General features: G+C 69.0%; 7 protein-coding genes. 3 read left to right on the top strand and 4 right to left on the bottom strand.

All coding sequences use genetic code 11. The features are described 5' to 3' along the window. Positions 1-14 precede the first annotated feature (14 nt). From FJV41_RS03265 to FJV41_RS03255, 3 genes are read right to left on the bottom strand one after another with little or no spacing between them, the layout of a single operon-like run. Positions 15-2,579: a polynucleotide kinase-phosphatase gene (locus FJV41_RS03265; protein ID WP_141640915.1), complete on the bottom strand. Its 2,565-nt coding sequence runs from the start codon at positions 2,577-2,579 to the stop codon at positions 15-17. After that, entirely contained in the window at positions 2,576-3,979 is a 1,404-nt protein-coding gene (locus FJV41_RS03260; RefSeq protein WP_141640914.1) for a 3' terminal RNA ribose 2'-O-methyltransferase Hen1, read from the bottom strand. Before FJV41_RS03260 ends, FJV41_RS03265 begins: the two co-directional genes overlap by 4 nt. Further along, on the bottom strand, positions 3,980-4,993 hold the full coding sequence (locus FJV41_RS03255) for a YxiH-YxzG fusion protein (protein ID WP_141640913.1): 1,014 nt from the start codon (positions 4,991-4,993) through the stop codon (positions 3,980-3,982). It lies immediately after the preceding gene. 197 nt (positions 4,994-5,190) lie between these two features. Here FJV41_RS03255 and FJV41_RS03250 point away from each other — a divergent pair, with 197 nt between their 5' ends. The 3 genes from FJV41_RS03250 (at position 5,191) to FJV41_RS03240 (ending at position 11,170) form a co-directional block, all read left to right on the top strand. Further along, positions 5,191-7,905: a putative Ig domain-containing protein gene (locus tag FJV41_RS03250; RefSeq protein ID WP_141640912.1), complete on the top strand. Its 2,715-nt coding sequence runs from the start codon at positions 5,191-5,193 to the stop codon at positions 7,903-7,905. A gap of 84 nt (positions 7,906-7,989) precedes the next feature. Continuing rightward, on the top strand, positions 7,990-9,273 hold the full coding sequence (locus FJV41_RS03245) for a DmpA family aminopeptidase (RefSeq protein WP_141640911.1): 1,284 nt from the start codon (positions 7,990-7,992) through the stop codon (positions 9,271-9,273). Between the two features lie 157 nt (positions 9,274-9,430). Then, a complete protein-coding gene (locus tag FJV41_RS03240; RefSeq protein WP_141640910.1) occupies positions 9,431-11,170 on the top strand; it encodes a hypothetical protein in 1,740 nt (579 codons plus the stop codon). Here the strand turns inward: FJV41_RS03240 and FJV41_RS03235 are convergent, their stop codons facing one another. Then, positions 11,171-12,961: a DUF885 domain-containing protein gene (locus tag FJV41_RS03235; protein ID WP_141640932.1), complete on the bottom strand. Its 1,791-nt coding sequence runs from the start codon at positions 12,959-12,961 to the stop codon at positions 11,171-11,173. Positions 12,962-12,985: the final 24 nt, after the last annotated feature.

The raw sequence follows: 12,985 nt of genomic DNA, 5'->3' as shown, positions 1-12,985 counted from the left end.
CGGCCCCGGTCCGGCTACAGCCGGGGGTCCACCGGCTCGCTCTCCAGCGCGAGCACGCCGAAGACACACTCGTGGACGCGCCGCAGCGGCTCCTTCCGGACGAAGCGCTCCAGTGCCTCCACCCCCAGCGCCAGCTCCCGCAACGCCAGCGAGCGCTTCGTGGACACCCCACGTTTGCGCAGACGCTCCAGGTGCTCCGGCGCGGTGTACTCCGGACCGTAGATGATGCGCAGGTAGTCCGGGCCCCGGCACTTGATGGCCGGCTGGAGGACTCCCTTCTTGCCTCGGGCCACGTACGCGAGGGGCTTCACCACCATGCCCTCCCCGCCTCGCGAGGTCAGCGACTCCCACCAGCGCGTCGCGTCCTCGACGGCCCGCGCGTCGCTCAGTGACACCACACGATGGGACGTCGCCATGAGCCAATCCGGGTCCGCGCGACACACCTTCGCCAGCGTCTCCAGGTGCCACACATGGTCCTTGTCCACGTGCACCGCCCCTTCCGTCGCCAGCAGGTGGAAGGGCGCGAGCCGCACGTCCTCCAGCGACTGCACCGGCCAGCAATAGCGTCGGTAGGCCGCGACATACCGCTCCACGCCGTCCGCCCTCGCCTGGAGCCTGGCCCCAAGCCCCGCCACCTCCAGGCCTCGCGCCGCGGCCTGTGCCACCGCCGTTCGCGCCTCCGCCACTGACGCCAGGGCCGCCGCGCCCACCGCCGCGTACTGCTCGCGCACCAGCTCCCGGGCCTTCAGCGACCACGGCATCAGCTCGCAGTCCAGACAGGCCCAGTCCGTCCGGTGCTCCTCCCAGAATCCCGAGGACTCGAACGCCGAGCCCAGACGCGCCAGGAACGCGGCCTCCATCGCCGCATCCTGGAAGAAGCGTCGCCCGGTGCGCGTGTAGCAGGCTCCTCGCTCGTCGCCGTCGAGCCCGAAGCGCCGCCGGGCCACGTCCGCGTCCCGGCACAGCACGACGACCGCCCGCGAGCCCATGTGCTTCTCCTCGCACACCACCTGCTCCACGCCCTCCCGCTGGTAGTACGCGAAGGCCTCGGCCGGGTGCTCCAACAAGCCGGGGCGCTGGCTCGTCTCCGACGGCGACATGGTGGGCGGCAGGTAGATGAGCCACTTGGGGTGCAGCGCGAAGCGGCTCATCACCTCCAGCGCCGCCGTGGCGTTCTCCTCCTTCAGCGTGATGTTCTGAATCAGCCGCGTGGAGACGATGCGCTTGCCCAGCACGTCCGCGAGGTCGAGCACGTCGTCGTGTTGCTGCTGCGCCGTCAGGGCCGCGACGGGCATCTCGCGCGCGCCGAGCGGCTTCTTCGGCTCGCAATACATCCGCGCCGCCTGCACGGACACCACCTCCCGCTCCGGATAGCGCAGCGCCGTCAGCTTCCCGCCGTAGACACATCCCGTGTCCACGCAGAGGGTGTTGTTGAGCCACTCGGCCTCGGGCACCGGCGTGTGGCCGTACACCACCATGGCCTTCCCCCGGTACTCCGATGCCCAATCGTGGCGCACCGGAAGCCCGTACTCGTCCGTCTCTCCCGTCGTCTCACCGTAGAGCGCGAAGTCGCGGACCTTCCCCGAGCCACGTCCCTGCATCGACTCCTTCAGCCCCGCGTGCGCGACAACGAGCTTCCCGCCATCCAGCACATAGTGGGACACCAGCCCGTCGATGAACTTCACCACCTGGGCGCTGAACTCGGGCGGCTCGCGCTCCAACTGCTCCAGCGACTGCGCCAGCCCATGCGTCACCTTGACGTCGCCGCCGCGCAGCTTGCGCATCAGCTTGACCTCGTGGTTGCCCGGCACGCACAGCCCGGTGCCCGCCTCCACCATCCCCATCACCAGCCGCAGCACCCCCACGACGCCCGGCCCCCGGTCCACCAGGTCCCCGAGGAACAAGGCCTTGCGTCCCTCGGGCGGACGCACGTCGAAGCCGGGAGACCCCTCCTCACGGCGCGACACCGCGTACCCCAGTCGCGTCAGCAGGAGCAGCAGCTCATCCAGGCAGCCATGGACATCGCCGATGATGTCGAACGGCCCCGCCTCATGCTTGCGGTTGTTCCACAGCGGCTGCCGCTCCAGCTCCAGGGACTCGAGCTGCTCGGGCTTCAGGATGTGGACATGGCGGAAGCCCTCGCGCTCCAGGCTCCTCAGCGAGCCGCGCATCTGCTGGAGCTGGTTGCGCACCACGCGCACGCCAAACTGCCTCTCCGGGCGGAGCTGGTTTCGCGCGTGGCACACCGCCTCCGGCACATCCAGGACGATGGCGACGGGCAGGACGTGAAACTCACGCGCCAGCGCCACCAACGGCTTGCGTGACTCCGGCTGCGTGTTCGTCGCATCGATGACCGTCAACCGGCCTCGGGCCAGGCGCTTCGCGGCGATGAACCGCAGCACGTCGAACGCGTCGCGCGTCGCATCCTGGTCGTTCTCGTCATCGCCGACATGGCCGCGGCAGGTGTCCGACGAGAGGACCTCCGTCGGTCGGAAGTGCGTGCGCGCGAAGGTGGACTTGCCGGAGCCCGAGGGACCGACGAGCAGGACCAGGGACAACTCGGGAATGGAGAGCTTCATCGTGAGAACACCGCCATCTGGGTCGGAGAACCGACCTCCGCATCCACCGCGCCCACGGGGACGAAGCGCACGCCGTAGCCGAAGCGCTCGGCCCGCCCTCGGGCCCAGGACTCGAACTGCGCGCGCGTCCACTCGAAGCGGTGGTCCTTGTGCCGGAAGCCACCCGAGGCCAGTCCCTCGAAGCGGACGTTGTACTCGGCGTTCGGGGTCGTCAGGACGACGACACCCGGACGGGCCCACTCGAACAGCACCCGCTCGAACGCTGCCAGCCGGGGCGGGTCCAGGTGCTCGACGACCTCCACCACCGTCGCCGCGTCGTACCCTGTCAGCCGCGCGTCGCGGTACAGTAGCGAGCCATGCAGCAACTGGATGCGCTGTCGTTGCAAGTCCGGGAGCCGCTCCAGCTTCAAGCGCTCGCTGGCGATCTCCAGGGCTCGGACGGAGACATCCATGCCGGTGATGCGCGTGAAGCGCCGCTCCTGGAGGAGCGTCCGGAGCAGCTTGCCCTCACCGCACCCCACGTCCACCACCGACGTGGCACCGTGCTCGACGAGCGCCGAGAGGACGGCCTCGCGCCGCTGCTCGTCCAGGCTCACCTTCCGCTCCAGCATCACCTCGCCGTCATCAGGCGCGGACGGAGCGTCTTCGGGCTCCGGGGCCTCGTCGCCTTCCGACAGCCGCGCCATGGCCTCGCGCGCGAGACTTCGCTGGTGACGCAGGTATCGCCGGGTGATGACCTCCCGCTCCGGATGTGACGCAAGCCAGCCCTCGCCGTGGCGCAGGAGCTTGTCGATTTCGTCCTCCATCACCCAGTAGTGCTTGTCGTCGTCCAGCACGGGCACGAGCACGTACAGGTGGCTGAGCAGCTCCCCCAGCGGCAGCGTCGCATCGAGCGTCACCGTGAAGTAGCGGCTGTCACCCCACTCCGGCACTGTCGCGTCCAGCGCGTGCCGGGTCGCGGTGACGGTGTAGCCGAGCGGCTCGAAGAGACGCCGCAGGAACACCTCGCCTCCGCGACAGGGCAGCACGGACAGGCGCGCGGTGAGCGGCAACGGTCGCGCGGCCAGCTCGGGGCGCTCGCGGCTGCGCCCGGAGAGTGCAGCGCCGAAGACGCGCGACAGGGCCACGCTCAGGAACGACGAGGCCACATAGGGGCGGTCATTGACGTACTGCTCCAGGGAGCGGCCCTCGCCAGAAGACTTCTGTCGGTCCCGGACCAGCGCCACCGGGTCCACTTCCAACAGGAGCGCGGCCGTGCAGCGTTGCTCGGTGGCCTCCGGGTAGAAGACGTGCGCCAACCCGAACGACACGTCGAAGGACTGGGGTTTGTGCGGGCTCTTGTGCAGCAGGTAGCCCAGGTCTGTCGCGGGGGAGTGGGTCGTCGAGAGTGTCAGGAGCATTCAGTGCCAGACCCGGGTCGAGGCGATGAGCGTGTCGAGGTCGATGCGAAAGGCGCGAGTGCCTTCTCCACCGTAGAGCCAGGGACCGCGCCCGCACATCCAGGTGGGCTGCCACCGGGTCCCATCCGGGTCCACAAAGACGAAGGTGCCCGCCGGAGTCAGCGCCTCCTCGCGGCCACCGTGCAGGACGAACAACTCGAAGGTGGAGCGCGCCGAATAGGAGCCTCCGAACAACACGTGCGTCGCCCCCACGGCGAGCGCGCTCGCCCCTGTGACAGGCGTCTTCCAGACCGCGGGCCGGCCCCCCGTGCGCAGGCGGACCAGGGGAAAGTCCGTGTAGAAGTACAGCCACATCTCGTCATTGGAGGCGACGTTGAGCGCGTAGCAGTCGACGATGACATCGGTGCCCACGGCCCTCGCGTCGTACTCACTGAGACGCTGGCCCCGCGCATCGAAGAGGACCAACCCGCTTCGTCCAATCGGCTCGCTGTCGATATCCCCGCGCCCCCACCCTCGATTGCCGAGCACGCCTTCGTCGAAGTAGCTCACCCACAGGCGCCCGTCGGCGGTGGCCTGCACGTCCTGGATGCCGTCGCCGAGGGTGAGTTCACGCGTCACACACCCGTCGCGGGAATAGACCACCGCGTTGCGTTCGTGCGCGTCCTTGTCGAGATAGCCGCAACGGCCACCCACCAGCAGCAGCTCACCCTCCGGCAGGGGCTGCACGAAATGGAAGTTGCGTCGGTTGGGCGGCAAGCGGACGCACTCGGGCGGAGCATCCGGCGAGGAGAAGCGCAGGACCTCGTAGGTCTGCGGCACATCCGCCAGCGACTTCGCGAAGGATGGGAGGCCCGGTGCGACCTTCTCCCGGTCATCCCGTTCTCCCTCCAGGGCCAGGAGCCACAGGTCGAAGTCGGGTCCGACGCCTTGGGCCATCAACTCCCGACCCGAGAGGGCCTCGGAAAAGTCGACGAAACACGGCACCTCGAGATGCGTCAACTCACGCTCGGTCATGGGTTTTCTTTCGCGCAGGGAGCCGAAGGGGCCAGCTCCAGGAACCGTGTGCCGGGGGGCCGGTTTCGAGGCGTCGGACGCCGGGCGCGGAGACGACCTGACGCCCTCCCCCATCAACCCACCCGCATGCGCGACGGGCTCCTGCGCTAGGATTCCAGGCCCCCCCGCGCGCTTCGTTCCCTGCTTCGGAGTCCTTCATGTTGTCGCATCGCGCAGTCGCGCCGCTGCTCGTCCTCTTCCTGTTCACCGCCTGCTCGGATTCCGACCCCACACCCGGGCCCGTGGACAGCGGAACCAAGACGGATGCCGGCCCTGGTCACGACGGAGACCCTGACGGTGGCCCACCCCTGGATGGTGGCCCCGACACGGATGCGGGCCCCACGCTCGACGGCGGCCCCGACACGGATGGCGGCTTCACTCCAGACAGCGGCCCCGACCTGGATGGTGGGTTCGTTCCGGACGCGGGCCCCGACACGGACGGTGGCTCCACCACGCCTCCCGTCGTCCTCACGGAAACCCTGGCGGACACATACACGGGCGATCCCTACTCGCTCGCCCTGTCGGCGAGCGGTGGACTCGCGCCCCTGACCTGGGACGTCACCGCCGGAGCACTGCCCGCGGGCCTCACGCTCGGCACCAACGGCTCCCTCGCCGGCACACCGTCGGCGGCCGGTGATGCGACCTTTACCGTGCGCGTGCGGGACGCCTCGGGCGCGAGCGACACCGCCGACCTCGCCCTCTCCGTCTACGCGCGTCCTCGCATCGTGCAGTTCCAGCTCTCGTCTCATGAAGTCGGCGAGAGCGTCGCGCTGACGCTGACCGTCGTCGGCGGTAAGGCCCCCATCACCTTCGCGCGCGTGGGAGACCTGCCTCCCGGCCTGACGCTGTCGGCGCAGGGACTCCTCCAGGGAACCTTCACCGAGGCGGGCCAGTTCAGCTTCGTCGTCTCGGCGACGGACGCCAATGGAAGGCAGGCGCAGTATGCCACCCAGCTCACCGTCCTCACCGCCTTCAGCGTCACCACCGCTTCACTGCCCAGAGCCACCCGGGATGCGGCCTACCAGTCCACCCTCGCGGCCACCGGAGGCGTCGAGCCCCTGAGCTGGGCCGTCACGATGGGCGCGCTGCCAGACGGCCTCACGCTGTCCTCGGAGGGTGTCCTCTCCGGGACGCCCACCGTGCAGGGAACGTTCGACCTCATCGTCACGGCGACGGACTCCACGGACCGCACGGCTTCGCGGAGCCTGGTGCTGACCATCTCCAGCTTCAGCCCGCCGGTCTTCAAGGTGGGCCACTACAACCTCACCTATTTCGGCTCCGACACGCAGGGCCCCGTGAACTCGACGTCGCAGGGCGGCGCGCTGGATGACCTGCAGATCGCCTCCGCGCGCGACGTCATGCTCCAGGCGGGCGCCAACCTGTGGGGCATGGTGGAGATGGTCGACGTCGTCGACTTCGACACCCTCAAGGCCCAGCTCCCGGGCTTCAGCGGCTTTCTCTCCAACAACGCCAACTACGTCACCGGCAGCACCTCTCCGTACGGCGGCACCACGCAGAAGCTGGGCATCCTCTACGACAGCGCGCTCAGCTTCCAGAGCGCGGAGTTGCTCCGTGTGGGCAGCGAGAGCGACTTCGGAAACCGCCCGCCCCTGCGCGTGAACTTCACCACCGAAATCCAGGGCACGCAGACGCCGCTCGTCGTCATCGTGGTCCACATGCGCGCGGAGAACGGCGTCGACACCAGCCCCCGCGCCGCCCGTGAGCGCGCGAGCGCCGCGCTGAAGGAGTACCTGGACCAGAACCTGCCGAACGAGCACGTGCTCGTCCTGGGCGACTGGAACGACGACGTGGACGAGTCCATCACCCTGGACCCCGGCACCCAGCAGCCCATGCCCACGCCGTACCAGAACTTCGTGTCGGACCCGAACGGCTACACCTTCATCACCCGTGAGCTGTCGCTGGCGGGCGACGACACGTCCATCGGCTTCGAGAACATGGTGGACCACACGCTGGCCAGCAACGAGGTGGCCGGCCGCTATGTCCCGAGCTCCGCCGAGGTCATCTACGCGGACGAGTGGGTGCCCGACTACTTGAACACCCTGAGCGACCACCGCCCCGTCGTCACCACGTATGCGTTCAGCTCCGCGACGGAGCCGTTCGTGCGGCTCAAGGAGCCCCACGGTGGCACCTTCCTCGCGGGCTCCGTGCTCCACATCCGGTGGCATGCATGGGGTGTCGGTGACGTGCGCGTGGAGGCCACCACCGATGGTGGCACGACGTGGAGCGTGCTGGCCGCCTCGGTGCCCGCCGTCCAGGGCAGTCATGCGTGGACGCTGCCCGCCCTCTCCTCCACCAATACGCTCGTGCGGGTGGTGGACACGTCGAACGCCACCCTCTTCGACGAGAGCGACGCGCCGGTGACCATCGTCCAGGGCGCCGGCCGCGTCATCATCAACGAGGTGCTCGCCAACGAGCCCGCCGTCAACGGCAACAACAACCCCGCCTATGAGTTCGTGGAGCTGGTCAACGTCGGCGCCGTCGCCGTGGATATCTCGGGATGGAGCGTGTGGGACTCCGCCCTCTCGCGCCACGTCTTCCCGGCCGGAACCACGCTGGGCTCGGGCAAGGCCGTGGTCGTCTTCGGAGGGACCGCGGGCATCCCTGCGGGCAGGACGAACGCGGTGAGAGCCTCCAGTGGAGCGCTCGGACTGAGCAACGATGGCGACACCGTGCGCTTGCGCAAGGCGGACAACACCGACGTGGACACGTACAGCTACGTCTCTCCGGCTGACAATGTGTCCGACAACCGCTCCCCGGATACGGACCCGAACGGGGCCTTCGTGCGGCACACGTCGCTGCCCTCCGGCATCAGCTCGTCCCCGGGGTTGCGCGCGGACGGCACCGCGTTCTGACGCACCGCGAAGGCGCTCGGGAATCCCCGGGCGCTCTCGCATCCTGGCTACACGAACGGTGCGGGGAGGAGTAGGAAGCAGGGCATGCGCACCCTGCTCTCCTCCGTGCTGCTCTGCCTGTTGGTGACTCCCTCGCTCGGCTCCGCCCAGGCCGAGCGCGCCCGCCCCCGCGCCAGGAACCTGGGCATCACCTTCGGTGGCCAGTCAGGTCCGCTCGGCGCCATCACCGATGTGCCCGGTGTGGAGGTGGGCCATACGACGCTCATCTCTGGCGAGGGTCGCATCGAGCCCGGCAAGGGCCCCATGCGCACCGGTGTCACGGCGGTGCTGCCCCGTGGCAGGGACGGCGTCGCGGAGCCGGTGTTCGCCGCCACCTACGCCCTCAATGGCAACGGTGAGATGACAGGCACCCATTGGATTCAGGAGTCCGGTGAACTCAATGGCCCGGTGATGATCACCAACACCAACGACATCGGCGCGGTGCGCGAGGGCGTCATCTCCTGGGCGATGGGCAAGGACCTCGCGTGGGACCTGGGGCTGCCCGTGGTGGCGGAGACTTGGGACGGGATGCTGAACGACCTCTATGGCTTCCACGTCAAGCCGTCGCACGCCATCCAGGCACTCGAGTCCGCACGCCCGGGCCCCATGCTGGAGGGCTCCGTCGGAGGCGGCACCGGCATGGTGTGCCACGGCTTCAAGGGCGGTATCGGCACCGCCTCGCGCAAGCTGCCGGAGTCCGCGGGCGGCTACACCCTGGGCGTGATGGTGCAGTGCAACTACGGCTCGCGACGCCTCTTCTCCGTCGAAGGGGTTCCCGTCGGCGAGGAGCTGGCGGACCACAAGCCCTGCTATCTCGGCACGCAGAAGCCCGGCAGCCCGATGATGAGCTCCCTGACGTCCTGCGGCGCCACCGGCGGTCCGCCCGCGGTGCCCACTCCCTTCGAGGGCGCGGGCTCCATCATCATCATCGTCGCGACGGATGCCCCCCTGCTGCCCCACCAGCTCGGACGGCTCGCGCGGCGCGTGCCGCTGGGCATCGCGAAGATGGGCGGACTGGGTGAGAACTACTCGGGAGACATCTTCCTCGCGTTCTCCACGCAGAGCCTCAAGCCCGCGGCCCAGGATCGTCCCGCCAACGTCGCGGTGCTCAGCAACGACAGACTCAATCCCCTCTTCGAGGCCACGGTCCAGGCCACACAGGAAGCCATCCTCAACGCGATGCTCGCCTCCGACACCATGACGGGCGCGGACAACATCCGCGTCTACGGCCTGCCCCCGGACGGACTGGTGAAGGCCCTGAAGAAATACGGACGGCTCACGCCCGCGCCCAAATCCAAGCGGCCCCCGGCAGGCAAATCCGGCCGATGAGTCCAGGCCCGAGACAGGAGTGTGCTCGGAGGTGCGCGCGAAACATTCAAGACAGGCGGACGGCCGAGCCTCGGCCTCTGTGAAACGGAACACGGTCATCTGTCGACACGTCGGTTGGGCGTGACGACGTCGTGACGTCCGTGATTAAGAAACGAGGATGCGCTTCTCCTTCTTCGCGACGCCCACCACCCTGAAGAAGCTCAACTCCCCCGAGCTGCCAAAAGTCCTCCTCGCTGGAGGATTTAACGGTTACTGGAACTTCGGGGACATCCTCATGCTGCAAGGGGTTGTCCGCTGGCACCGCGCGCGCCAGGAGTCAGCGGTCGTCGCCTCCCTGCATGAGCTGGGCAGGGTGACTGACCCGCAGTCCCTGAAACAACTTCCCGCGGTGCTCGGCACGGAGGACTTCGTCTTCTTCTCGGGCGCGCCCTGGGAGGAGGCGGACCGCTCGGCGAGGAGCCTGGGGTTGGAGCCCGTGTCCCCGCTCCTGCTTCGGGGGCCCTGCCGCCTGCACGTCTATGGCGGCGGGTACTTCAACGGGCGCTGGGGGGACTCCATGCTGGAGCTCATCGAGACGGTGCTCCGCGCGTGGCTGCCGGGCCACTACGTCCTGTCGGGACTCCAGGTGGGGCCGGAGTTCGCCAGCCGCCTCGCGGCGCATGCGCGGCAGTGGCAGCCCGCGCTCGTTGGTTGCAGGGATCCGGAGTCCACCGAGGCCCTCGTCGCTTGCGGCCTGGAAGCGCGCCTGTCTGGAGACGACGCGCTGGAGGAGTTGGATCGCGCGGGCGCGCAGGCCTCACGCGGTGAGCCCCGCACGCCTGGCGCCGGACGCTTCGCGCTGCACATGAACCTCTCCACGTATGTCTACACGAACGTGGGAGAGGACCCGGCGCTGATGCCCACGCCCACCACGTTGATGAACGGGCAGCTCCAGGCGCTGCGGGCGCGATTCGGAGAGGACGCCTCGCCCGTCGTCCTCAACGCGTACATCGATGAGCGGCCCGTGGTGGAGGACAGCGTCGCGGCCATGCGCAAGACGTCCTTCCCGGAGTACTTCCCTCGCGCGGACGTCATCGACCTGGTGGGCCTGCTCTTCCAGGGACGACTGCATCAGGCCGTCGAGCAAATCCAGCAGGGCGAGGTGCTCTTCGCCTCGTCCTACCACGTCACGTTGCTGGGCAAGGTCGCCGGAGTGCCCACCCACCTGTTCGCCTTCAACGACTACTACCGCCAGAAGAAGGCGGGGCTCGCGGAGACGGAGGGTTCGCTCGCGGAGTTCCTCGCGAGCGACTGGAGCCAGTCCCTGGCCCGAGGCACGGAGTACATCGAAAGCCAGCGGGCGCTGCGCCGCGAGTGGCTGGAGCGACTGGCGGTCAGCCTGGAGCTGCCGACGCCGGACGTGAGCTGGGTGTCGCGCGCGTCCCTGTGGATGGAGGACTTCCGCCAGGAGCTCCAGCAGGCGCGGCTCCAGCGGGCCGAGGATGCCCAGGCGGCCCAGGCCGCCGCGAGGGAAGCGGAGATGCGCCACCAGGCGCTGCTCGAGCGCGGCGAGGCCACGGAGGCCCGGCTGCGGGAGCTGGAGCAGCAGCGCACGCGGTGGGAGGCGGAGCAGTTGGAGCTGCATACCCTGCGGGCACGGCTCGCCGCGCGCGAGGAGGAGCGGGAGGAGCTGTTCTCCCTGCGTGAGCAGCTCGCCGCGCGCGAGCAGGAGCTGCGCGCCTTCGCCGAGCGGGAGGAGGAGCTGCGGGCCAGCTACGAGGCCCTGCTCACCACCGAGCCCCCGCTGCGCCACCGGCTGGTGGACGACCTGAATGACCGCCTCATCAAGGCCGGTGGCCCGCGCGCCCACCGCGCCATCAAACAGCTGGTGCGGGCCACGGTGAAGCGCGGCAAGTAGCTACGGCGCTGGTGCGTGGGACGAAGCCCCCTTCTTTCCGGCGGGGGGCTGCTGTCCCGCCACCCACGCGTCGACCTTGCGCTCGAGCACGTCCAGCGGCAGCGAGCCCCCGAGCAGCACCACGTCGTGGAACTCGCGCACGTCGAAGCGCGAGCCCAGCGCCTGCTCGGCGCGCGTGCGCAGCTCCTGAATCTTGAGCTGCCCCACCTTGTACGCGAGCGCCTGCCCGGGCCAGGCGATGTAGCGGTCCACCTCGTTGGTGATGTCCAACGCCTGGCGGGGCGCGTTCTCCATGAAGTAGTCGAGGGCCTGCTGGCGCGTCCACTGCTTCACATGCATGCCGGTGTCCACGACGAGGCGGACGGCGCGCCACATGTCATAGGAGAGCTGGCCGAACTTGTCGTAGGGGTCCGCGTAGAGGCCCAGCTCGTCCCCCAGCGTCTCGCAGTACAGCGCCCAGCCCTCGCCATAGGCCACGTAGTAGCCGTAGCGACGGAACTCAGGCAGCCCCAGTTGCTCGGTGGCCAGGGCCGTCTGGAGGTGATGTCCGGGCACCGCCTCGTGCAGCGTGAGGGGCACCATCTCCCAGAGCGGGCGCGTCTCCGGACGGTAGAGGTTCACCAGGTACGTGCCGGGACGCGAGCCGTCCGACGCCGCCGGGTAATAGAAGCCCGTCGTCACGTCGGGGGCCATGGCCTCCGGTGTCGCCTCCACCGCGTAGGGCTGGCGCGGCAGCGTCTTGAACAGGCGCACCAGCAGCGGGTCAATCCGCTTGGACAGGGCCCGGTAGCGCATCAGCAGCTCGTCGCCGGTGCGGGCGTAGAAGCGCGGGTCCGTGCGCAGGAACTGGAAGAACTCCGCGAGCGAGCCCTGGAAGCCCGTCCGCTTCATGATGGCCTCCATCTCCCCTCGGATGCGCTTCACCTCCGCCAACCCCTGGGTGTGGATCTGCTCCGGCGTCAGCGCGGTGGTCGTGTACTTGCGCGCGAAGAAGCCATACATCTCCACGCCGTCCTGCCACTGCCCGACGCCCACGGCCTCGGGCGCGCCCGGGAGGTACTCGGCGGTGAGGAACTGGTGGAAGCGCCGCAGCGCGGGCACCACGCCCTCGCGCACGGCCTTCCGGCCCGCCTCCGCCAGACGCTGCTGCTCCGTGGCGGGGAGCTTCTCGGGGAAGCGCAGGAAGGGGCTGTAGAAGCCGCTCTTCGTCGGGTCCTCCACGAGCTGCCGCTCTATTTGAGGCGGGATGCGCTGGAGGATGACGCGCGGATGCACCTTCTTCTGGCGCAGACCCTCGCGCATCAACGCCACCACCTGGTCCACATAGGTGCCGAAGCCCTGGAGCCGGACGAGCCAGTCCTCGTAGTCCTTCACCGTCTCGAAGCGCAGCGTGTCCGCGAGCTGGTAGGCCGTCTGCACGCCGGGGGGCTGCTTGATGCCCTCGGGGATGCCTCCCATCTGATTCGTGGGCAGCAGGTACCAGCCGAAGCGGTGCTCCTCCACCCACGTCTCGTGGTCCCTGCGGAACAGGTCCAGGTTGAGCTGGTCCTCGGCGGACAACCGGGCGCGCTCCACCTTCTTGAGCTTCTCCAGCACCTGTCGCGAGTGCTGGTGGTCCGCCTGGATGGCCGCGAGGCTCAGGTCATCCCAGCGCTCGTTCCAGCGACGGTCGCCCTGGACGGACGCGTACGTCGGACTGTGCTCGAGCTGGTACTGCCAATCCTGCTCGATGAGGGCACGCAGCGTGCTGGCCGCGTCCGGCTTCTTCGCCTCGGCATCCACGGACGTCATCAGGAGAACTCCCAGGGTGGTGAG

Origin of the sequence: Myxococcus llanfairpwllgwyngyllgogerychwyrndrobwllllantysiliogogogochensis (assembly GCF_006636215.1) — a bacterium.
GTDB lineage: Bacteria > Myxococcota > Myxococcia > Myxococcales > Myxococcaceae > Myxococcus > Myxococcus llanfairpwllgwyngyllgogerychwyrndrobwllllantysiliogogogochensis.
The sequence above is the reverse complement of the archived record's forward strand: the minus strand, read 5'-3'. Positions and strand labels throughout refer to the sequence as shown.

What these genes read in the sequence shown, in the direction of transcription:
- FJV41_RS03265 (WP_141640915.1), bottom strand. Translation starts at nt 2,579, where the DNA reads ATGAAGCTCTCCATTCCCGAGTTGTCCCTGGTCCTGCTCGTCGGTCCC.
- FJV41_RS03260 (WP_141640914.1), bottom strand. Translation starts at nt 3,979, where the DNA reads ATGCTCCTGACACTCTCGACGACCCACTCCCCCGCGACAGACCTGGGC.
- FJV41_RS03255 (WP_141640913.1), bottom strand. Translation starts at nt 4,993, where the DNA reads ATGACCGAGCGTGAGTTGACGCATCTCGAGGTGCCGTGTTTCGTCGAC.
- FJV41_RS03250 (WP_141640912.1), top strand. Translation starts at nt 5,191, where the DNA reads ATGTTGTCGCATCGCGCAGTCGCGCCGCTGCTCGTCCTCTTCCTGTTC.
- FJV41_RS03245 (WP_141640911.1), top strand. Translation starts at nt 7,990, where the DNA reads ATGCGCACCCTGCTCTCCTCCGTGCTGCTCTGCCTGTTGGTGACTCCC.
- FJV41_RS03240 (WP_141640910.1), top strand. Translation starts at nt 9,431, where the DNA reads ATGCGCTTCTCCTTCTTCGCGACGCCCACCACCCTGAAGAAGCTCAAC.
- FJV41_RS03235 (WP_141640932.1), bottom strand. Translation starts at nt 12,961, where the DNA reads ATGACGTCCGTGGATGCCGAGGCGAAGAAGCCGGACGCGGCCAGCACG.